The sequence below is a fragment of the Klebsiella sp. KP20-425-1 genome, from assembly GCF_025813515.1.
In the GTDB taxonomy this organism is placed as follows: Bacteria; Pseudomonadota; Gammaproteobacteria; order Enterobacterales; family Enterobacteriaceae; genus Klebsiella; species Klebsiella pneumoniae.
The window spans coordinates 2,418,055-2,439,588 of the sequence record NZ_CP109614.1 but is presented as its reverse complement, the minus strand read 5'-3'; the positions used below and the strand labels follow the sequence as shown (position 1 = coordinate 2,439,588).

21 protein-coding genes are annotated in these 21,534 nt (G+C 59.6%); 11 read left to right on the top strand and 10 right to left on the bottom strand.

The genetic code is table 11. The features are described from left to right. Positions 1 to 146 precede the first annotated feature (146 nt). Genes OHJ17_RS11955 through OHJ17_RS11930 form a run of 6 tightly spaced genes read left to right on the top strand, consistent with a single transcriptional unit; the run spans position 147 to position 7,269 of the window. On the top strand, positions 147 to 1,769 hold the full coding sequence (locus OHJ17_RS11955; RefSeq protein ID WP_002906226.1) for a TIGR04028 family ABC transporter substrate-binding protein: 1,623 nt from the start codon (positions 147 to 149) through the stop codon (positions 1,767 to 1,769). Positions 1,770 to 1,779: 10 nt separating this feature from the next. Next, complete coding sequence (locus tag OHJ17_RS11950; protein ID WP_032433127.1) at positions 1,780 to 2,724, top strand: ABC transporter permease; 945 nt, start codon at positions 1,780 to 1,782, stop codon at positions 2,722 to 2,724. Continuing rightward, positions 2,721 to 3,569 (top strand): ABC transporter permease, encoded by an 849-nt coding sequence (locus OHJ17_RS11945; RefSeq protein ID WP_023286492.1) that lies wholly within the window; start codon positions 2,721 to 2,723, stop codon positions 3,567 to 3,569. The genes OHJ17_RS11950 and OHJ17_RS11945 overlap by 4 nt, the downstream gene beginning before the upstream one ends. Then, on the top strand, positions 3,566 to 5,182 hold the full coding sequence (locus OHJ17_RS11940) for a dipeptide ABC transporter ATP-binding protein (protein WP_023286493.1): 1,617 nt from the start codon (positions 3,566 to 3,568) through the stop codon (positions 5,180 to 5,182). Before OHJ17_RS11945 ends, OHJ17_RS11940 begins: the two co-directional genes overlap by 4 nt. Further along, a complete protein-coding gene (locus tag OHJ17_RS11935; RefSeq protein WP_004184178.1) occupies positions 5,182 to 6,168 on the top strand; it encodes a putative FMN-dependent luciferase-like monooxygenase in 987 nt (328 codons plus the stop codon). The genes OHJ17_RS11940 and OHJ17_RS11935 overlap by 1 nt, the downstream gene beginning before the upstream one ends. A 9-nt stretch (positions 6,169 to 6,177) precedes the next feature. Next, entirely contained in the window at positions 6,178 to 7,269 is a 1,092-nt protein-coding gene (locus OHJ17_RS11930; protein ID WP_004151235.1) for an alkylhydroperoxidase domain protein, read from the top strand. A 6-nt stretch (positions 7,270 to 7,275) separates the two neighbouring features. Here OHJ17_RS11930 and araJ read toward each other — a convergent pair whose 3' ends face one another. Next, positions 7,276 to 8,430 (bottom strand): MFS transporter AraJ, encoded by a 1,155-nt coding sequence (gene araJ, locus OHJ17_RS11925; RefSeq protein WP_017880161.1) that lies wholly within the window; start codon positions 8,428 to 8,430, stop codon positions 7,276 to 7,278. Positions 8,431 to 8,694: 264 nt separating this feature from the next. Between araJ and OHJ17_RS11920 the strand changes: the two genes are divergently transcribed. The 4 genes from OHJ17_RS11920 to OHJ17_RS26445 all read left to right on the top strand — a co-directional run bounded on the left by OHJ17_RS11920 (position 8,695) and on the right by OHJ17_RS26445 (position 10,597). Next, on the top strand, positions 8,695 to 9,135 hold the full coding sequence (locus tag OHJ17_RS11920; protein WP_002906451.1) for a VOC family protein: 441 nt from the start codon (positions 8,695 to 8,697) through the stop codon (positions 9,133 to 9,135). Positions 9,136 to 9,202: 67 nt separating this feature from the next. Then, entirely contained in the window at positions 9,203 to 10,021 is an 819-nt protein-coding gene (gene ppk2 / locus OHJ17_RS11915) for a polyphosphate kinase 2 (RefSeq protein WP_004180084.1), read from the top strand. 178 nt (positions 10,022 to 10,199) lie between these two features. Further along, complete coding sequence (locus OHJ17_RS11910) at positions 10,200 to 10,385, top strand: hypothetical protein (RefSeq protein ID WP_004175994.1); 186 nt, start codon at positions 10,200 to 10,202, stop codon at positions 10,383 to 10,385. A gap of 65 nt (positions 10,386 to 10,450) precedes the next feature. Next, complete coding sequence (locus tag OHJ17_RS26445; protein WP_228958389.1) at positions 10,451 to 10,597, top strand: CcdB family protein; 147 nt, start codon at positions 10,451 to 10,453, stop codon at positions 10,595 to 10,597. A 162-nt stretch (positions 10,598 to 10,759) separates the two neighbouring features. Here the strand turns inward: OHJ17_RS26445 and fdnI are convergent, their stop codons facing one another. The 3 genes from fdnI to fdnG are packed head-to-tail and all read right to left on the bottom strand — an operon-like array spanning position 10,760 to position 15,352. Beyond that, positions 10,760 to 11,416, bottom strand: a complete 657-nt coding sequence (gene fdnI, locus OHJ17_RS11900; protein WP_002906457.1) for a formate dehydrogenase-N subunit gamma — start codon at positions 11,414 to 11,416, stop codon at positions 10,760 to 10,762. Then, positions 11,409 to 12,293, bottom strand: a complete 885-nt coding sequence (gene fdxH, locus OHJ17_RS11895; RefSeq protein WP_004143747.1) for a formate dehydrogenase subunit beta — start codon at positions 12,291 to 12,293, stop codon at positions 11,409 to 11,411. The genes fdnI and fdxH overlap by 8 nt, the downstream gene beginning before the upstream one ends. An 11-nt stretch (positions 12,294 to 12,304) precedes the next feature. After that, positions 12,305 to 15,352 carry a formate dehydrogenase-N subunit alpha gene (gene fdnG, locus OHJ17_RS11890; RefSeq protein ID WP_087744780.1) on the bottom strand — a complete coding sequence of 1,016 codons (3,048 nt, stop codon included), beginning with the start codon at positions 15,350 to 15,352 and terminating at the stop codon, positions 12,305 to 12,307. Positions 15,353 to 15,577: 225 nt separating this feature from the next. On the opposite strand from fdnG, the gene yddG reads away from it, so the two are divergent. Continuing rightward, positions 15,578 to 16,456: an aromatic amino acid DMT transporter YddG gene (gene yddG / locus OHJ17_RS11885; RefSeq protein ID WP_002906464.1), complete on the top strand. Its 879-nt coding sequence runs from the start codon at positions 15,578 to 15,580 to the stop codon at positions 16,454 to 16,456. Here yddG and benD read toward each other — a convergent pair. The 6 genes from benD to catC form a co-directional block, all read right to left on the bottom strand. Next, positions 16,453 to 17,226: a benzoate diol dehydrogenase BenD gene (benD, locus tag OHJ17_RS11880; RefSeq protein WP_004143751.1), complete on the bottom strand. Its 774-nt coding sequence runs from the start codon at positions 17,224 to 17,226 to the stop codon at positions 16,453 to 16,455. The two genes, yddG and benD, sit on opposite strands and share 4 nt — an antisense overlap. Positions 17,227 to 17,235: 9 nt before the next feature. Next, complete coding sequence (benC, locus tag OHJ17_RS11875; RefSeq protein ID WP_023280144.1) at positions 17,236 to 18,252, bottom strand: benzoate 1,2-dioxygenase electron transfer component BenC; 1,017 nt, start codon at positions 18,250 to 18,252, stop codon at positions 17,236 to 17,238. Positions 18,253 to 18,261: 9 nt separating this feature from the next. Then, on the bottom strand, positions 18,262 to 18,747 hold the full coding sequence (gene benB, locus OHJ17_RS11870; RefSeq protein ID WP_023280145.1) for a benzoate 1,2-dioxygenase small subunit: 486 nt from the start codon (positions 18,745 to 18,747) through the stop codon (positions 18,262 to 18,264). Then, a complete protein-coding gene (locus OHJ17_RS11865; protein ID WP_004175987.1) occupies positions 18,747 to 20,129 on the bottom strand; it encodes a Rieske 2Fe-2S domain-containing protein in 1,383 nt (460 codons plus the stop codon). Before OHJ17_RS11865 ends, benB begins: the two co-directional genes overlap by 1 nt. A gap of 109 nt (positions 20,130 to 20,238) precedes the next feature. After that, the gene (gene catA, locus OHJ17_RS11860; RefSeq protein WP_004175986.1) at positions 20,239 to 21,165 is read right to left on the bottom strand and encodes a catechol 1,2-dioxygenase; all 927 of its coding nucleotides are present in this window, start codon (positions 21,163 to 21,165) and stop codon (positions 20,239 to 20,241) included. A gap of 66 nt (positions 21,166 to 21,231) precedes the next feature. Next, positions 21,232 to 21,522, bottom strand: a complete 291-nt coding sequence (gene catC / locus OHJ17_RS11855) for a muconolactone Delta-isomerase (protein ID WP_002906471.1) — start codon at positions 21,520 to 21,522, stop codon at positions 21,232 to 21,234. Positions 21,523 to 21,534 lie beyond the last annotated feature (12 nt).

The following is a 21,534-nucleotide window of genomic DNA, read 5'->3' as shown; positions in this document are numbered from 1 at the left end:
GAGAGGCGATCCCCCTGGCACGTCCTCTCGCTTCCCAACCCGGGAAGTAAATGCAATTTCCGCAAATGCTTAGCGCAATTCCTTGGTTCCTTTGTTTTTAGCCGCGCCCGATGATGGCAACACAATAGATAACAAAGGAATTCACCATGCATCGTCATTTTCGCCTGCCCGCGCTGGCCGCGCTGTTTCTCACCGGCGCCTTTTCCGTCTGGGCCGCCGACACGCCGGTTAAAGGCGGCACCTTAATTTATCTGGAGCAGCAACCGCACACCAATCTCTATCCGCCCGCCGGCGGCTTTTACCCGAATGGCGGGATTCTCAATCAGATAACCGACAAGCTCACCTGGCAGAACCCGAAAACGCTGGAGATTGAGCCGTGGATCGCCGAGAGCTGGACCAGCAATGCCGATAAAACCGAGTACACCTTCCACCTGCGCAAAGGGGTCACTTTCTCAGATGGCACACCGCTGGACGCCGCCGCCGTCGCCAAAAACTTCGATACCTATGGTCTGGGAGATAAAGCCCATCGTCTGCCCGTCTCGGAGGTCATCAATAACTACCAGCGCAGCGAAGTGATCGACCCGCTGACGGTAAAATTCTACTTCAACAAGCCGTCGCCGGGCTTCCTGCAGGGAACCGCCACCATCGGCTCCGGTCTGGTATCTCTCAGCACCCTGCAGCGTAATTTTGAAGAGCTGGGCGATGCCCGACATATTATCGGCTCCGGCCCCTTCGTCGTGCAGGATGAAAAACCAGGCCGCGAGCTGACGCTGGTGGCGCGCAAGGATTACCAGTGGGGGCCGAAAAACATTGCCCAGCAGGGGCCCGCTAACCTCGACGGCATCACCTATATTGTGACGCCGGAAGACAGCGTGCGTATCGGCGCGCTGCTGGCAGGTCAGGCGGGCTTTATTCGCCAGGTGCAGGCCTACGATGAAAAGCAGGCTACCGATCAGGGATTTAAGATCTACGCTGCCCCTACCCGCGGGGTCAACGACAGTCTGAGCTTCCGCCCGGATAACCCACTGGTCGCCGACCTGCGGGTGCGTCAGGCCCTGCTCCATGCCACCAACGCCAGGCAGGTGGTGGAGACGCTATTCTCCGCTAACTACCCGCAAGCCACCTCCGTGCTGGCCAGCTCTGCCGCCGGCTATGTCAATCTCAGCGATAAACTCACCTTCGACCAGGCCAAAGCCCGGCAGTTGTTGGATGACGCCGGCTGGAAGCCCGCCGCCGACGGTATTCGCAGCAAAGACGGTCAGCGGCTGGCGCTGACCGTCTATGAGTCGCTGCCGCAGCCGCAGAATAAGGAAGTGCTGCAGCTGATCGCCCAGCAGTGGCGCCAGGTGGGTGTGGCGTTGACGGTCAAAGCCGGGGATGCCGGTAGCCGTACGCTGGATAACCTCGACCCGCAGAAAACCCCGCTCACCGTCTCAGAAGTGGGGCGCGCCGACCCGGATGTGGTGAAAAGTATGTTCTTCCCCAACAACCGCGATGCGCTGCTGCAGAAAGGCGGCTCCAGCGATAAAGTGCAGCGCTTCCGCGATGATAAGCTCAATGACCTGCTGACCGGCATCTCCGCGGCGGTTGAGCCGCAGCAGCGCTTGCAGTTAACCGGTGACGCCCAGCGCTATCTGATCGATAACGCCTATGTGATCCCTATTTTCGAAGAGCCGCAGGTGTTCGCCGGCGCGCCGTGGGTCAAAGGCGTCAGCTTCGAGGCCGTCGGTCGTCCGTCGTTCTACGGCGCGTGGCTGGACAAGCACTAAGAGGCCGGTTATGAGCGCTTATCTTCTGCGACGATTCGGCCAGGGGCTGCTGGTCCTGTGGGCGGCCTTTACCCTCACCTTTTTCCTGCTGCAGGTCCTGCCGGGGGATGCGGTGCTGATCAAGTTTCAGAACCCGGACCTTGGCCTGAGCCCGGCGCAAATTGCGGAGATGCGGCTGGCCTACGGCGCCGATAGCACGCTGTGGCGCCAGTACCTGCACACGCTGCTGGCGATGCTGCACGGCGACTTCGGCTATTCCCTGCAGGCGGGTCTGGCGGTCAGCAGTCTGATTGCCAGCAACCTGCCGGATACCTTAAGCCTCGCGCTGCCGGCCTTCCTGCTGGCGGTGGCGCTGGCGTTCGCCCTCACTTTCGCCTCGCGGCTGCCGGGGCTGCGCTGGCTGAGCAATTTTCTGCAGTCGCTACCGGTGCTGTTTATCTCTCTACCTACCTTTTGGTTGGGTATCGCCCTGATCCAGCTCTTCTCGTTTCAGTTGCGCTGGATCCCGGTGATCAACCCCGGCCCACTGGAAGGACTGATTTTACCGGTTATCGCCGTCGCACTGCCCATTTCCGCCCCACTGGCGCAGATCCTGATGCGCAGCATGGATCAGGTGGCGGTTCAGCCCTTCGTCGCGGTCGCCCGCGCCAAGGGCATGAGCGAAACGGGCGTCCTCTGGCGCCATGTGATGGGGAATGCCCTGCTGCCGGCGCTGAATATTGCCGGGCTGCTGCTCGGCGAACTGATTGCCGGGGCGCTGATCACCGAGACCGTCTTCGGCCGCAGCGGCCTCGGCCAGCTGACCCAGCAGGCGGTCAATAACCAGGATATCGCCGTACTACAGGCGGTGGTGATGATCTCCGCCCTCGGTTTCGTCCTGATCAACCTGCTGGTCGACCTGGTCATGCCGCGACTGGACCCCCGACTCCATTTACAGACCGGAGGTGCGAAATGAGCCTGGTCGACTATACCATCGCGGTTCGCCGCCGCCCGGAGTGGCGTAGAGTGCGCCTGCAGCCTGGCCTGTGGCTGGCGTGGGCGGTGATGATCGCCGCCCTGTTAATGGCCATTGCCCCACAGTGGTTTTCCTCCTCTAACCCGCTGGAGGGGATCCCCGGCGCTCAGCGCCTGGCGCCGCAGGCGCACTACTGGCTGGGTACCGACCAGCTGGGGCGCGACCTGTGGACGCGGGTGGTTTACGGCGCGGTGCATTCCCTGTCGGCGGCGCTGATCGCCGTCGCCATCGGCCTGGTGGTGGGTACCGCCCTTGGCACCCTCGCCGGGGCGCTGGCCGGACGCGTGGAATCCACCATCATGCGCCTGGTCGATGTCCTGCTGGCTATCCCCTCCCTGCTGCTGCAGCTCACGGTGATTATTCTGCTGGGTTTCGGCACGGTAAATGCGGCGGTGGCGGTTGGCGTCGCGGCTATCGCCAGCTTCGCGCGCCTGGCGCGAGCAGAAGTGGTGCGCGTGCGCCACAGCGATTACGTCGAGGCGGCCCGGGGCAGCGGCGGCACTTTTTTCGCCGTCTTCTGGCGCCATATTCTGCCCAACTCGCTCACTGCGGTGCTTGCTTTCGCGACGCTGCAGTTCGGTCAGGCGATGTTGGCCCTGGCCACCCTCAGCTTCCTCGGCTACGGCACTCCGCCGCCGGTCCCGGAGTGGGGACTACTGATCGCCGAAGGTCGCAATTACCTGTCAACCGCCTGGTGGCTGACCACCTTCCCCGGCCTCGCCGTGGTCGCCGTGGTCCTTGCCGCCAATCGTCTTAGCCGCCAGTGGAGTGGAGCACGCCCATGACCGTTCTGTCCGTTGAAGATCTACGCATCAGCTACCGCTCGCGGGGCGAATGGCGCGAGGTGGTGCACAACATCAGCTTTTCCATCCAGCGCGGCGAAATGCTGGCCTTCGTCGGAGAATCCGGCTCGGGGAAAACCACCACCGCGCAGGCCATTATCGGCCTGCTGGCGGATAATGCCCGCCGGGATGCCGGGCGGATTGTCCTCAATGGCGAAGTGATTAGCGACTGGTCGGATAAACGCCTGAACCGCCTGCGCGGAGTGAGCATCAGCCTGGTCCCGCAGGATCCCGGTAATTCGCTCAACCCGGTAAAAACCATTGGTCAGCAGGTGGAAGAGATCCTGCGGCTGCATCAGTCCCTCTCCGCCGCTGAGCGCCGACAGCAGGTTCTTAACCTGCTCGCTAAAGTCGGTCTCAGCCACCCGGAACAGCGTTTTGACCAGTATCCGCATCAGCTGTCTGGCGGGATGAAACAGCGGGTGCTGATAGCCATCGCCATTGCCCTGCAGCCGGATCTGATTATTGCTGACGAGCCCACCAGCGCCCTCGACGTCACGGTGCAGAAGCGCATTCTCGACCTGCTCGATATCCTGCGTCGCGAGTCGGGTACCGCCGTGCTGTTTGTCACCCACGATCTGGCGCTGGCCGCCGAACGCGCCGACCGGATCATGGTGTTTCGCCAGGGAGAGATTCAGGAACAAGGCGCCACCGAGACGATTGTCCAGCGTCCACAGCATCCTTACACCCGCCAGCTGCTCCACGACCTGCTGGATGCGCCGTTGGGGCTGGCGGCGGCTCGTCACCGGCCGCTGGCCACGCCGGCCATTCGCGTGGAGGGGATCAGCAAACGCTTCTCGCTGGGCAAACAGGCGCTGCAGGCGCTCGACAGCGTCAGCTTTGAGGTCAGCCGCGGCAGCACCCATGCGCTGGTGGGCGAATCCGGCTCCGGGAAAACCACCCTGGCGCGGATCCTGCTGGGCTTTGAGCGCGCCGACGCCGGACAGGTCATCATCGACGGTATCGACGCCGGGCATCTCAGCCGCGAGGCACAGCGTCAGTTGCGGCGCAAGATCCAGTTTGTCTACCAGAACCCCTTCGCTTCGCTCGACCCGCGCCAGACGCTGTTTGCGATTATCGAAGAGCCGTTAAAAAACTTTGAGCGCCTCAGCGCGGCGACGCGTCGCCAGCGTGTGGAGAGCGTTGCCGCCCGGGTGGCCCTGGCCCCCGAGCTGCTGTCGCGTACGCCGCGGGAGCTTTCCGGCGGCCAGCGCCAGCGGGTGGCGATTGCCCGGGCGCTGATCCTCGAGCCGGCGATACTGGTCCTTGACGAAGCGACTTCGGCGCTCGACGTCACCGTTCAGGCGCAGATCCTCGCCCTGCTGCAGCAGCTACAGCAGCAGCTGGGTCTGAGCTACCTGTTCATTACCCACGATCTGGCGACGGTCAGGCGGATCGCCGACAGCGTCACGGTGCTGCGCGCCGGCCAGGTGGTGGAGCATGGCGACGTAAACCGCCTGTTCGCCGCCCCGCAGCAGGCCTACACCCGCGAACTGATCGCCGCCATTCCCCAGGTTTCCTCCCGCTTAGCACAGGCCCACACGGAGAACGCATAATGCCAAAACGCCTCGGTTTTTTTACCCGTCTGCTCGATCAGGGCTCCGCGCAAACGCGCTACCGGCTGGCGGCCGAACAGATCCGCCACGCGGAGCGTTTGGGCTTCGACAGCGCATGGATTGCCCAGCACCATTTTCATGAACAGGAAGGCGGCCTGCCTTCACCGCTGGTGTTTCTCGCCCACGTCGCGGCACAGACCGACCGGATCCGTCTCGGCACAGCGATTATCACTCTGCCGATGGAAAATCCGCTGCGCGTCGCCGAAGACGCGGCGGTACTGGATTTACTCACCGACGGACGTCTGGAGGTGGGTTTTGGCTCCGGCGGCACGCCAACGTCATTTCTGCCCTTCGGCCTGACCAGCGAGCAGCGCGGGGCGGCGTTTGCCGACCATCTGCACCTGATCCATAGCGCCTGGCGCGGCGACACGCTGAGCCACCCGGACAACCGTCTCTATCCGCCGGCGCCGCAGTTGGCGGAGCGTATCTGGATCGCCACCTTCTCGGCGGAGGGCGCCATCCGCGCCGGTCAGGCGGGACACGGGCTGATGCTGTCCCGCACTCAGCCACGGCCGTCCGGCGAGCCACGCCTGCCGCTGGACGCCATTCAGAACCCGATCATTGACGCCTACCTGGCGGCGCTGCCGGACGGCGTTGCGCCGCGGATCCTCGCCTCGCGCACCGCCTTCGTCGCCGACAGTCACGCCCACGCCCTGCAGGTCGCCGAGCCCGGTCTGCGCAAGCAGGCAACTCAGCACCGGGCGGCGGGTCATACGATAGAAGGTGACAGTGTCACCGACTATCTGCAACAGCTGGATGCCCACGTTGGCGATCCTGAGCATGTTATTGCCTCCCTGGCGCAGGACAGCGTGCTGGCCCGCGCCACCGATATTTCGTTTCAGGTGCACTCGGTCGAGCCTTCGCACCGGGATACGCTGCGTTCCATTGAGCTGATCGCTCAGCATATTGCCCCCCACATCAGATAAGGAGTCCCCATGACGCTGAGTCAGGATATTCTGGCCGAACTGGCGGAGATCGCCCCCGGTTCCCCGCTCGATCAGGCGCGCGCCGTCCGCGATGCCGCCACCCGTCACGCCCAGGGAAGTTATGAAGTGCTGTTCCGCCAGCAGGACGCTGACTTTCCTCTTGATGAACGCTTCGCGGTGGCCGCAAAGGTGGCGAAACTGCACCAGGCGGACGCGCTGGCGGCGCACTATGCCGGTTTCGGCCTCGCCGATCCGACCACCGATCGTCTGGTCCCGGCGCTGGCCTTTGCCCGCCTGCTCACCTTCACCCCCGTTGAAGCCACTCCCGGCGCGCTGCACACCTTAACCAGCGCGGGCTGGAGCCTGCGGGGCATCGTCACCCTGGCGCAGCTGGTAGCCTTTGTCAGCTTCCAGAGCCGACTGCTGCTGGGCCTGCGGGCGCTCAACCATAAGCCCATCGTCAGCGCAGATACGCCGCTGGTCGCCGGATACTGGCATACCACCCCGTACGCGCAGAGCGGCAAAGCGGCCCCGGTTCGCTTCACCCGCGACGAGTTGCACTGGGAACCCTGGCTGGCCGATAAACCGCTGGCGGAATTCAACGCTGAAGAACAGGCGATTCTGGCCAAATATGGCCATAGCGACTCCCCCTACTTTCGCCTGCTGGCGCGCAACCAGCCGGTGCTGGAGCAGCGGACCCTGACCGATAAGGGCATTTTCTATACCGCGGGAGGATTGCCGCGCGCCGAACGCGAGCTGGCCGCCACGGTCGCCAGTAAAATCAACGGCTGTATTTACTGCGCCTCGGTGCATGCCCGCAAAGCGGCGCAGCTGGCGAAGGACGAGACCGCCGTCGACACGCTGCTGGCGGTGACGCCGGGAGAGGATCTACGCGACGGGCAATCGCCGCGCTGGCAGGCGGAAATCGACGCCGCCGCCGCGCTATCGGTGACGCCACCCGCGTTAAACGCCGATCATCTGGCGGCGCTTGATGAGCAGGGCTTAGATACTCTGGCCCAGCTGGATCTGCTGCAGTCCGCGGCCTTTTTCGCCTGGGCCAACCGCCTGATGCTGACCCTGGGCGAACCCTGGCGTGAGTAGGCGTCGTTAGTAAGCTTGTCGCCGCTGATGACAGCCATAGATGAGCAAGGCGCTCATCGCCAGAAACGACAGCGCGGCGGCGGGGAGCGCCACGCTGTTCCAGCCAAAGCCCTGGGCGATCATCATTCCGCCGCAGAAGGCGCCGATGGCGCTGCCGAGGTTAAAGGCGATCTGTCCCCCGGCCGCCCCCAGCATCTCGCCGCCTTTGGCGTTCTGCAGCAGCAGGATCTGCAGCGGCGCTGACAGGGCGAATAGTCCCGCGCAGCAGATAAACGCCAGCGCCAGCGAAGCGACTTTGTGTTCACCGAAGGCAAAGATCAGCAGCAGCGTCACGGCAATGACCCCGTCGGTCATGGCCGCAATGCGCAGCGGGCTGTAGCGCCCGGAAATTTTGCCGCTGAACAGATTGCCGACCACCATTCCCAGCCCCGCCAGCATCATAATCAGCATCATCTTGCTTTCAGCAAAGCCGGAGACGTTGAGCATAAAGGGCTTGATATAGCTGAACCAGGCAAACACGCCGGCGTTACCGAACATGGTGGCGGCGAAAATCAGCCACGGCGCCGGGGAGGCCAGAAAACGGAACTGCTCGCGCAGCCGCGTGCTGGCCCGGTCATAAAGCGTGGGCACCCAGCAGAAGATCGCCAGAAATACCGCCACGTTAAATACCGCGATAAGCGCAAAGGTATAGCGCCAGCTGAAGTGATGCCCAAGCCAGGTGCCACCCGGGACGCCAACCAGGTTAGCGATCGTCATGCCGCCAATCATCCCCGCCACCGCGGCGGTCACCTTCCCCGGCGGCGCGATTTTCGACAGGATAATCGCGCCGACGCCAAAGAACGCCCCGTGGGGAAACCCGGAAACCAGCCGGCCAAGCGCCAGCATGGCGTAGCTACTGGAGAAGGTAAACAGGGTATTGCCGAGAATACACAGGCCAGCCAGGAACAGCATCACCGATTTCAGGGAAAATCGGCTGGAGAGCAGCGCCATGATCGGCGCGCCGATCACCACGCCGAAGGCATACCAGGCAATCATATTGCCGGCGGCGGGTATGGATATTCCGACATCGTGCGCCATATCCGGCAGCACGCCCATAATGCCAAACTCCGCCATGCCAAGTCCAAAGGTGCCCAGCGCCAGTGAAAAAATCGTTTTTTTCATACATCTTATAGGGGTATTGAGAGCCGGCCGGCATTATTTACCATCCCGCCCCGACACACCAGCTAAAAACGCCCGACGGCAGTTTCCTCCATACAACAGCCTGATTCGTTCATGTTCCCCAGCCGCGTGGCATACCGGCGGCGTGGTTTCGTAGAAACAATCCCCTATCAAAATCAGTGAGCTCAAAGAGATAAACACCTCATTGATCTCAAGTTAACTTGAGGTTGTAAAGTCAAAACATCGTTCACCTTGGGAGAATTATCCATGCAAAGTGTTGATGTCGGTTTTACTCATGTCGCCTTTACCGTCCGCTGTCTGGCCAGCAGCATCGATTTTTATACCCGCTATACCGCGATGACCGTCATTCACCAGCGCGAGCCCGACCTCCCCTCGGCGCGGAAAGTGGCATGGCTCAGCGACCGCACCCGGCCTTTCGCCCTGGTGCTGGTGCAAAGTGACGATCCGGCCGATACGCCGCTGGGACCGTTCGGCCATCTCGGCGTCGCCTGCGCCACCCAGGCCGAGATCGATGAGAAAGTGGCCCTCGCACGGCGGGAAGGTGTTTTACGCCGGGAGCCGGAGCAGCTGGGCGATCCGGTGGGCTATTTCGCTTTCTTTGCCGACCCGGACGGTAACACCCTGGAGCTGTCGTGGGGGCAGCGGGTGGGACTGGAAGTCATCCTGGCGGGAAAACCCGGCGAATAATTTTCCACCGCCTCGCCGGGGGAGGATTACACTTCAAAGGGATACCTCGGCAACACGGAGCATGGCGATGGGCAACAAGAAAAGCGGTAATCCGGTCGACACGGCGGCAAAAATCGCGCCGCTCGACAACAAAGCGTACGAGAAAGCGCTGCGCAAACTCCACGTTGAGCTGGTGAAACTGCAGCGCTGGGTAGTGCACAAAGGACTGAAAGTGTGCATTGTCTTTGAAGGCCGGGACGGCGCCGGGAAAGGCGGCACCATTAAGGCCATCACCGAGCGCGTCAGCCCGCGTATCTTTCGGGTCGTCGCCTTACCCTCGCCCACCGAGCGCGAAAAAAGCCAGCTCTACTTTCAGCGCTATATCAAGCATCTCCCGGCGGCCGGCGAAATCGTGATTTTCGATCGCAGCTGGTATAACCGCGCCGGCGTCGAACGGGTGATGGGCTTTTGTACGCCGGAGGAGGTGCAGAAGTTCCTCGACGGCGCGCCGATGGTGGAGCGCGGCATGGTCGAATCGGGCATTATTCTGCTCAAGTACTGGCTGGAGGTCTCTCCGCAGGAGCAGGAGCGCCGTCTGCGGGATCGCATCGACGACGGGCGTAAAATCTGGAAGCTCTCGCCGATGGACATTAAGTCTTTCAACCGCTGGGATGAATATACCGCTGCCCGCGACGCCATGTTCGCCGCCACCGATACCGCCTGGGCGCCGTGGTTCGTCGCCCGCTCGGAGGATAAAAAGCGCGTGCGTCTGAATATCATCACCCATCTGCTGTCGCAGATCCCCTATGAAGCTTTACCGGTGGAGCCTGTGACGCTGCCGAAGCGCAAAATTGGCAAAATGAAACAGACTAATTTTCCTTTCCGCTTCATTCCAGAGAAGTTTTGATTATTTCCCGTCGCGCTGGTTAATGCCAGCGCCAGGTTTATTACTATAACCATGAATATTTCAGGCTGTTACTTCCCTCTGGAAGCTGTCTCGCAAAATAAATATTAAACTTACTGCTGGTATTTATTTTTTAGTGGGTAAAGTAAATAATCACAGAACCAACCGCAAGGAGCCTATGATGAAAAGTAATACGCTACGTAAAAGACCCACTGACGTACCCGTCCAGAAGGCGTCAGAACAGCCAGGTAAGGATTTACGAGAAGCAGATAAACAGCGACAGCACAAGGAATTCATTGCCGCAATGAATGAATTTATTGCAAAAGGAGGCACTCTTACTGATGATGAATTTTTCAGGGTGCTATGATGCTTGAATAATTCAATGTTTATCGAAATTGTTCTGCTCAGACAAATAAAACCCTGCCATATTATATGATCGTGCAGAATGATTATTATGCAGACCTGGCCACGAGAGTCATTATTCCTTTAATGCGACCACAACAGTTACCACGCTGGCATCAGCATGCCGTACCAAGGATAAATATAGAATTGACAGCTTTTTACTTTGTACGCCAATGAGCAGTAACTTAATTAATAAACGGATCCCGCCACAGGATTTCGTCTGCAATCTGAGTCATGCGCGCCAGGGCGTTATCGATTCAATCGATACACTTATCACGAACTGCTGACTGCCGGGAACCCGCTCCGACATCTCCGGAGCGGGTTTCGCGCCGTGAAGGCTTACTTCATCCCTTCACGACTCTCTTTCATCGCTTCCAGGCGTTCGACATCGCGATACCAGCGCGGGTGGTGTTTCTTCGCCCAGCGGCGGCTCACCTTGCCTTCAATCATTCCCTTAATCGACCCCTTCACCCAGAACGCCATATACATATGGATAAGGATGGCGTGGATCAGAATGATGGCCGATGTTGCGTGAATCAGCAGGCTATAGCGAATCACCTGCATCGGGAAATATTCCGCAAAATATGGGCGCCAGATAATCACCCCGGTCACCAGCAGCACAAATATCATGCTCATGATGGTCCAGAACATCATCTTCTGCCCGGCGTTATACTTACCGACGCGCGCCACCTTATGCTCGTTGCCTTTCAGCACCTCGACGATGCCTTTCAGCCACGGAATATCCTGTTTATCAGGGATGTTATGGTGGACAAAGCGCACGAACATAAACATCAGCGCGACAAAAATCAGCACCCCAAAGAACGGGTGCAGAATACGCCCCATCTGCGGCGTGCCGAAGGTTTCCGTTAGCCACTGTAGCGTCGGAAAGAAGAACGATATTCCCGACAGCGCCACGAGGAAGAAACAGATAACCACCGTCCAGTGACAGGCGCGATCGATAAACGTTGTGCGCACAATCATCTTCGATTTACTCATCATGCTTCTCCTCGTCGTCGTCAACTTCCTTGTTCGGCCCGATACCGATGTAGTGGTAAATCAGCCCGGCGAAGGTGGCGATAAAGCCCGCCGCCGCCAGCGGTTTCAGCGCCCCCTTCCACAGACTGATACTGGTATCGATCTGCGGTTCCTTCGGCAGCTTGTGATACAACTCCGGCTGGTCGGCATGATGCAGGACGTACATCACGTGGGTTCCGCCGACGCCCGGCGGGTTGTAAATCCCGGCGTTGGCATAACCGCGTTTTTTAAGCTTAGCCACCCGCTCCTCGGCCACCTCCAGCATCTCTTTCTTCGTACCGAAGTGGATAGCACCGGTAGGACAGGTTTTCACGCAGGCCGGCTCCTGGCCGACGCTGACCCGATCCACGCACAGGGTGCATTTATAGACCCGGTTATCCTCTTTATTGAGGCGCGGGACGTTAAACGGACACCCTGCAATGCAGTAGCCGCAGCCGATGCAGTTTTCCTGCTGGAAATCGACGATGCCGTTGGCGTACTGAATAATCGCCCCGGCGGATGGGCAGGCTTTCAGGCAGCCCGGCTCTGCGCAGTGCATACAGCCATCCTTGCGGATAAGCCACTCCAGTTTGCCGTTCTGTTCGGTCTCGCTAAAGCGCATTACCGTCCAGGATTTGGCGCTGAGATCCGCCGGGTTGTCGTACACCCCGACGCAGTGCCCCACGTCATCGCGGATGTCATTCCACTCGGAACAGGCCACCTGGCAGGCTTTACAGCCCACGCAGGAGGAGACATCGATAAGCTTGGCGACTTCCGCTTTATAGTCCCGCGCGCGCGGCGCGGGGGTGATCGGGTTGGTCGCGGAGCGTTTAATAATGTCTTGGGTTTCCATCGCCATTGAATCGCTCCTTACGCTTTCTCGATGTTGACCAGGAACGCCTTGTATTCCGGCGTTTGCGAGTTGGAATCGCCAACGTTAGGCGTCAGGGTGTTGGCGATGTAGCCTTTGCGGGCCACGCCTTCAAAACCCCAGTGCAGCGGGATCCCGACGGTCTCCACCTGCTGGCCGTTGACGTTCAGCGTGCGCAGTCGGCGGGTCACCACGGCAACCGCGCGAATGAAGCCGCGCTTGCTGCTGACTTTCACCCAATCGCCGTTAGCGATACCTTTGCTTTTCGCCAGCCCTTCGCTGATTTCGACAAACTGTTCCGGCTGCGCGATGGAATTGAGCAACGCATGCTTGGTCCAGGTGTGGAAATGCTCGGTCAGACGATAGGTGGTCCCGACATACGGGAATTTATCCTTCTTACCTAAGCGAATGGCGTCCTCTTCATACAACCGCACCACCGGGCTGGAGACCACTTTCGGGTGCAGCGGGTTGGTGCCAAGCGGGGTTTCCATCGGCTCGTAGTGCTCCGGGAACGGCCCTTCCGCCAGTTTATCGAGCGCAAACAGGCGACCCAGCCCCTCCTGCTGCATGATAAACGGCCCGGTGTTGCTCCCTGGCGGCGCGGTATTGAAGTCCGGAATATCATTCCCGACCCACTTGCTGCCGTTCCACTGGATCAGCATCCGCTTCGCATCCCAGGGCTTGCCGTTGATATCGGCCGAAGCGCGGTTGTACAGCACCCGACGATTGAGCGGCCACGCCCAGGCCCATCCCAGCGTATTGCCCAGGCCCGAAGGATCGGCGTTATCACGATTCGCCATCTGGTTACCCTGCTCGGTCCAGCTGCCGGTATAGATCCAGCAAGACGACGCGGTGCTGCCGTCATCGCGCAGCAGCGCGAAGCTATTGAGCAGTTGGCCTTTTTTCGCCAGCAGAGTGCCATTTTGATCGTAGAGATCCGCCAGCGCGTAGCCGTTGTTCTCTTTTGCCACCTCTTCCGATTCCGGATGGTCCGGCTGCTTGTAGCGCCAGCTCATCTTCAGCAGGGGTTCCGCGCCCTTCCCGCCTTCGGTGCGGTACAGTTCGCGCAGGCGATGGTAAATCCCGGCAAGGATTTCGCCATCATTGCGCGCTTCACCTGGGGCATCCTGACCTTTCCAGTGCCACTGCAGCCAGCGGCCGGAGTTGGCGATCGAACCGTCCTCTTCGGCAAAGCAGGTCGACGGCAGACGGAAGACTTCGGTCTGAATCGCCGACGGGTCGACATCATTAGACTCGCCGTGGTTCTGCCAGAAGGTCGAGGTTTCGGTCACCAGCGGGTCGATAACCACCATATATTTCAGCTTGCTGAGGCTGCGAACCACTTTGTTTTTGTCCGGGAAGGAGGCAACCGGGTTAAAGCCCTGGCAGATATAGCCGGTGACGTTGCCGTTATCCATCATGTTGAAGTATTTGATAACGTCGTAAGCCTGGTCCCACTTCGGTAACCACTCAAAGCCCCAGTCGTTCTCTTTTTGCGCCGCCTCGCCGTAGAAGGATTTCATCAGGCTAACGAAGAATTTCGGGTAGTTGCTCCAGTAGTTCACCTGCTCGGGCAGGGTCGCCTTCGGCGTGTTGGCGCTGAGGTAGCTATGCAGATCGGTCTGTTTGTCCGATGGAAGCGTCAAATAGCCCGGCAGACTGGTCGACAGCAGGCCCAAATCGGTCAGCCCCTGAATATTAGAGTGGCCGCGCAGGGCGTTGACGCCGCCGCCGGCCATCCCCATATTGCCGAGCAGCAGCTGGATCATCGCCATGGTGCGGATGTTCTGCGCGCCGACGGTGTGCTGCGTCCAGCCCAGGGCATACAGGAAGGTGGTGGTGCGGTCCGCGGCGCTGGTTGAGGCCAGCACATCGCACACTTTAAGGAAGTCCGCTTTCGGCGTACCGCAGATGTTTTCGACCACCTCGGGCGTGTAACGGGAAACGTGCTGCTTCAGCAGGTTCCACACGCAGCGCGGGTGGGTGAGCGTTTCATCGCGTTTGGCGTAGCCGTTTTCATCGAACTGGTAGTTCCAGGACGATTTATCGTACTGGCGTTTTTCCGCATCGTAGCCGCTGAACAGCCCCTCTTCGAAGGCAAAATCATCCCGCACCAGCAGGCTGGCATTGGTGTAATGCTTAACGTACTCGGCATTGATCTTATTGTTTTCGATCAGGTACAGCAGCACGCCCGACAGGAAGGTAATGTCGGTACCGGAACGAATCGGCGCATAGATATCGGCCACCGACGCGGTGCGCGTAAAGCGCGGGTCGACGACGATCAGCGTGGCGTCGTTATTGTTTTTCGCCTCCATCGCCCAGCGGAAACCCACCGGATGGGCTTCGGCGGCGTTACCGCCCATCACCACCACGACGTCGGCGTTTTTGATATCCACCCAGTGGTTGGTCATCGCACCGCGACCAAATGTTGGAGCAAGACTTGCTACCGTTGGTCCGTGTCAGACGCGCGCCTGGTTGTCTACCGCCAGCATACCCAGCGATCGCACAAATTTTTGCGTTAGCATGCCGGTCTCATTGCTTGCCGCCGAGGCGCACAGCATGCCGGTGGAAAGCCAGCGGTTAACCGTCACGCCCTGTTCATTCTTTTCAATAAAGTTGGCGTCGCGGTCGGCTTTCATCAGTCGGGCGATGCGGTTAAAGGCTTCATCCCAGGAGATGCGCTGCCATTTATCCGAGCCCGGGGCGCGGTATTGCGGATAACGCAGACGGTTTTCGCTGTGGACATAGTCCAGCAGGCCTGCCCCTTTCGGGCACAGCGCGCCGCGGCTCACCGGATGGTCCGGGTCCCCTTCGATATGGTAGATCGCTTCTTTGGCGTTTTTCGCACCGTCGCCGAGGCTATACATTAATAGCCCGCAGCCCACGGAGCAGTAAGTGCAGGTGTTGCGGATCTCTTTCGCACGCAGCAATTTGAAATTGCGTGCCTGAGCCAGCGCCATTTTAGGGGCAAAGCCCAGGGCGGCGGCGGTAGTTCCGGCCATACCGCCTGCGCAGATCTTAAAGAACTTTCTGCGGCTGACGTCCATTGCATTCCTCCATGCAGGATGTTGATTCATCGCGCGGAGGAAACTAACAGCAAAATCCCGGGAAAATTTGCGTCAAATCAAGGAGGAAAACCTTCGCCCCCTTAATCGCCAGCCCTGGCCATTTTCGCTAATCCCTAAGGGTTAGCAACGGCGGAAAATTTCGCCCCTCACCGATAAAAAGATGATATATATGCCGGCTGCATTTGCGTAACCATCAGGAAAAGCATGGAGAAAAAGAGAGCCACGACGATCGGCTTCGCCGCCATTATCTTATGGAGCACGATGGTCGGATTGATTCGCGGCGTCAGCGAAGGACTGGGAGCGGTCGGCGGCGCGGCGATGATTTACAGCCTTAGCGGCCTGCTGCTGATCTTTACCGTCGGCTTTCCCAACCTGCGCCAGATCCCGCGTCGCTATCTGCTGGCCGGCAGCGTGCTGTTTGTCAGCTATGAAATCTGCCTCGCGCTGTCGCTGGGCTATGCCGCCAGCCGCCAGCAGGCCATTGAGGTGGGAATGGTCAATTACCTGTGGCCCAGCCTGACGATTTTATTCGCCATTCTCTTTAATGGCCAGAAAAGCAGCTGGCTGGTGATCCCCGGCCTGATTCTCGCCCTGCTGGGCGTTGGCTGGGTGTTGGGCGGTGAGCATGGGCTACAGCCCGATGAGATTATCAGTAACGTCATTTCCAGCCCGCTTAGCTATCTGCTGGCCTTTGTCGGGGCGTTTATCTGGGCCGCCTACTGCACGGTGACGGCCAAATATGCCCGCGGTAAAAACGCCATTACGCTGTTCGTCCTGTTAACCGCCCTGACGCTATGGCTGAAATTTCTCGCCAGCGACCAGCCGCCGATGCTGTTTAGCTGGCCGGTGGTCATTAAGCTGATGACGGTCTCCGTGGCGCTGGGGCTGGCCTACGCGGCGTGGAACGTTGGCATCCTGCACGGCAACGTCAGCCTGCTGGCGGCGGCCTCCTACTTCACGCCGGTGCTCTCCTCTGCGCTGGCGGCGATCCTGCTGAGTGCGACCCTGTCGTGGTCCTTCTGGCAGGGGGCCGGGATGGTATGTCTCGGCTCCCTGCTCTGCTGGTACGCCACCCGCCGTTAGCCGAGATCGCCTCCGGCTACCGGCAGCGTCACGCCGGTGATATAGCTGGCCTCATCGCTGGCGAGAAACAGGATCGCATTCGCCTGTTCCGCCAGCGTGCCGTACCGGTGCAGCAGACTGCTCGCCACCGTCTGATCGACGACCTGCTGATACCACGCCTTTTCCTGCTCGCTCGGCTGCTCTTCGTTACGCGGCGTCAGGCGCGGCGGCGCCTCGGTCCCGCCCGGGGCCACGGCGTTAATCCGAATACCGCTGCCGCTGTACTCCATGGCAATCGAGCGGGTCAGCGCGTTAACGCCGCCTTTCGCCGCCGAGTACGGCACCCGATTCACTCCCGCCGTCGCCACCGACGAAATGTTGACGATGCTGCCTTTGCCCTGCTTCAGCATCCATGGCAGCGCCGCGCGGCAGCCCCACAGCGTGGGGAACAGCGAGCGGCGGATCTCTTTCTCAATCTGCTCCGGCTGATATTCGGCAAAGGGGCGCGCCCAGATGGTGCCCCCAACGTTGTTGATCAGCACGTCGATACGGCCAAAATGAGCGACCCCGGCGGCAAACGCCTGCTCGGTACTTTCCCACGCTTCCAGATCCGCCTCCAGCGCCAGCACCAGACAGCCGGATTGCGCCAGCGTCGCCGCCAGCTCATGGACGTATGACGAGCGATCGATGAGCAGCAGAGCCGCGCCTTCTGCAGCCGCCTGCTCCGCCGTCTGGCGGCCAATGCCCTGCGCCGCGCCGGTGATGACGACGACTTTATCGGTAAAACGCATTTTGCCTCCTTATGCCGCCGCGCTCTGGCTGGCGATAAATTTCTCATACCAGAACCCCGCCGGGGTGATCCCGCGGTCGCGCAACGCCGTGGCAACCGCGTTAACCATCGGCGGCGGGCCGCAGAGATAGATGTCCACGTCGCCGTTGTTCAGCATCGCGTCGTCGAGATGGTCGGTGACAAAGCCGCGCTGCGGGCAAGTGCTGTTTTCATCGGCCACCACCGGTAGCCAACGATACCCCGTCAACTGTTGAGTAAAGGTATCCAGCGCGTCGGTTTTCACCAGATCGCAGTCACGAGTAACACCGTACAGCAGCATCACCGGACGCTGGCTGCCCTGTGTCTGCAGGGTATGGAGCATGGAGAGCAGCGGCGCCAGGCCGGTACCGCCCGCCAGCATCAGCAGCGGACGTTCGCCGTGGCGCAGATAGAAGCTGCCCATCGGGCCGCTGAGGGTAAGACGATCGCCGGGCCGCGCCCGCTGGGTTAACCACTGGCTCATCATCCCGCCAGGCACGTTACGGATCAGAAAACGCCCTTCGAGGGAACCCGGTTGCGAGCTAAATGAGTAGGCGCGGACATGAGGCGTACCCGGCACCTGAATGTTGACGTACTGCCCCGGCAGGAAGGCCAGCGGCTCATCGAGGGCGACCACCAGTTCGATGGCGGTATCGGACAGTAAATTCACCTGTCGTACCTGCGCCCCAATGTTCGCCAACGTGGTTTTACACTGCGCGGCGGCCACCGGCACATCGATCACGCAGTCGCTGGTCGGGACCATCTGACAGGTCAGCACCTGGCGATTCTGCGCTTCGTCGTCGCTTAACGCCTCGTCGAGATAATCTTCGCCCAGGTCGTACTCACCGCTGGCGCAGTGGCATTTGCAGGTACCGCAAACGCCGTCCGAGCAGTCCATCGGCAGATTCACCTTCTGGCGATAGGCGGCATCCAGGACTTTCTCTCCGGCATTGCACTGAATAAAACGGGTTACGCCGTCCTCAAAATTAAGAGCAATATTGAAGGTCATAAGCGCCTCTTAAATGTGGTAAACGTCAATCACCTGACGGATATAATCGTTATTCAGGCGCACGGTTTTGCGGACGATCTGCGGTCTGCCGTCCTGTTCGATTAGCGTGCAGCAGGTAGAGCCAAAATAGGCATCCGTGTGCTGATAGCGATGGCTCCAGGTGACCCAGCTGTAGCGCAACTCCAGACCCTCGTCGCTTTCGCCCAGCAGCTCAACGTTGCTGATGATGTGGGTGGTGCGCGGCTCTGGCGTACTGGCGCCGGAGCGCTCGGTTTTAATGCGGTAGACGCGATCCTCCAGCCCTTCGCGGTTGGGGTAGTAGATAAGCGAAATTTCTTTTTGCGGGTCGCGGGTCAGTTGGTCATCGTCGCCCCATGCCGGCATCCAGTAGACCACCTGCGGGCTGTAGCAGCTGAGCCATTCGTCCCACTGACGATCGTCCAGCAGACGGGCTTCGTAGTAAAGAAACTGGCGAACCTGTTCGAGGTTAAGCATCAGGCCACCTCCACGCGCTGGGTAATGGACTGGTCGTAACGCTGTTGTTCCTGTTCAATGGCCGCCAGCATCAGCGTCTGCCAGTGGTGGTGATGGGCGATGTACAGCGCTTCGTCCTCCGATTTCACCCCGCTTAACCGCGGCGAAAAGCCGGCATGTTGCGCATGCTCATCCGCGCCATCGACCCAGCGCAGCGCGCCGCGGCTGAGGTCGCTCCATGGCAGATTTTCGCCGAGATAGCCGCGCTGACAGGCGCTGAACTCTTCGAGGTCGTCCGGCGTCCCCATCCCACTGACGTTAAAGAAATCCTCGTACTGGCGGATTCGCAGCGCTCTGGCCTGGTCGGATTCCCCTTTCGGCGCAAAGCACCAGATGGTGACTTCGGTTTTATCCACCGCAATGGGGCGGATTACGCGGATTTGCGTCGAGAACTGATCCATCAGGTAGACATTGGGGTACAGGCACAGGTTGCGGGTTTCGTTGACCATCTGGTCGGCACGGCGTTCGCCAAATTCCGCCTGCAGCCGTTCGCGGTGGGCATAGACCGGGCGCACTTCCGGGTTGAGCGCCCGGGTCCACAACAGCATATGGCCGTTATCAAATCCATAGCCGCCGCCGAGGCTTTTTGACCAACCGTTGGCATCCACCGCGTGCGTCCCTTCCGCTTCATAGTTGCGGCGTGACATGGTTGAGGCGTAGTTCCAGTGGACCACGCTGACGTGATAGCCATCGGCGCCGTTTTCCGCGCCCAGTTTCCAGTTGCCCTCATATACATAGCTCGACGAACCCTTAAGTACCTCGAGCCCCTCCGGCGCCTGGTCGACGATCAGGTCGATAATCTTGCAGGTTTCCCCGAGATAGGCCTCCAGCGGCTGCACGTCGGCCTTGAGGCTACCGAATAAGAAACCGCGGTAAGACTGAAAACGCGGCAATTTTTGCAGGTCGTGGGAGCCGTCTTGTTTAAAGCTCGGCGGATAGCCGCCGGTGCTCTCATCTTTGGCTTTTAATAATTTGCCGTTATTGCTGAAGGTCCAGCCGTGAAACGGACAGGTAAACGAATTTTTATTCCCGGTTTTGCGTCGACATAACATGGCGCCGCGGTGGGCGCAGCTGTTAATTAGCGCGTGCAGCTCATTCTTTTTATCGCGGGTAATAATAACCGGCTGCCGTCCCAGCGTCAGGGTATAATAATCACCCGGCTGGGGAATTTGACTTTCATGAGCGAGAAATACCCAGTTACCTTCGAAAATATGCTTCATTTCAAATTCAAACAGCTGCGGGTCGGTAAATATAGAGCGATGGCAGCGGTAAATATGATTTTCACGGTCGACAACTAAGGCATTATTGATTTTGTCTTTGAGCGTCGAGAGCGTTTTTTGCATGAGTCGGTCCCTCCTGCAGGATTCAGGATGAAAGAAACAGGGTGAATTCTTCGTTTTCGAGTGCAATATCTGGCCCGGGCAGTAGCGTGCCCGGGGCCGATAATGCCGCTTACTCTTTGGCGCGCACGCGGATCCCGCGCTGCTCTTCGTCGGCGCTCAGCGCTTTACACAGGGTGAAATCAAAACAAACCTCGGTGTGCTCTCCCTCAAGATTGCGCTGCGCGATGATCTCGCGGTCGGTCACTTTTACCGGATCGGCAATCAGGCCGTCGCGGGTGGCAAAGGCAAAATCGTCCCACAGGTATTTATCGCCATTGAGGTTAATCTGGCTGGTCAGATGTTTATGACCCGGCGCGGAGACGAAAAAGTGAATGTGCGCCGGACGGTTACCGTGGCGACCCAGTCTGTCCAGCAGTTTCTGGGTTGGGCCATCCGGCGGGCAGCCGTAGCCGGAGGGCATGATGCTGCGCACGCTGTAGCGGCCATCGGCGCCGGTGCGGATCCGCCGGCGCAGGTTGTACTCACTCTGGCCTGGGTCGAAGAAGGAATAATTTCCGAGGGTGTTGGCGTGCCAGATATCAACAATAGCGTTGGCCACTGGCCGGCCTTCGGTGTCTTTGACTTCACCGTGCAGCCACATCACTTCTCCGGCGTCGGCGCCGTCATCCATGCGGGCGTGACCCTCGGCCAGCGGCGCATTAGCCACGTACAGCGGCCCTTCGATGGTGCGCGGGGTGCCGGTTTCCCGATGCGCTGCCGCGTCGATGGCGTCCTGGCGCAGATCGAGGAAATGCTCCAGTCCCAGTCCCGCCGCCAGCAGCGCCGCCTCCTGACGCCCGCCCAGCTCGTGCAAATAGTTTACCGCGTGCCAGAACTCTTCTTCCGTAACGTTATAGTCGTCGATGAGCGTGCAGATATTTTCCAGCAAACGATGAATAATCGCCTTAAAACGTTCATCGCCGCCGGCAACATCTAATCCGGCACTGTCGCGTAATAATTTCTGAATAGCTGGTTGTTGTACGAATACATTACTCATACTGATTCTCTCTTATATTTTGCAGGGTATACGCCGGTAATACCGGCGTGAGGTCAGATATTATTATTAGCGATCGTCATCGCGAATTGATGACGGATGACGACAGAGGGCTTCCACTTTTATCGCCATAAAGGGATATAGCGGCAATCCCATTAATATTTGATGCAATTCTTCGGCATCTTGAACATCGAAAATACTGACGTTGGCATAAAGGCCGGCAACGCGCCAGATATGCCGCCATTTGCCTTCCCGCTGTAATTGTTGCGAATAGGCTTTTTCGCGTTGTTTTATTTCCTCCGCCTCGTTGGCGGGAAAGCCAGGCGGAATATTGACGGTCATCTCCACTTTAAATAACATTTTTTTCTCCTG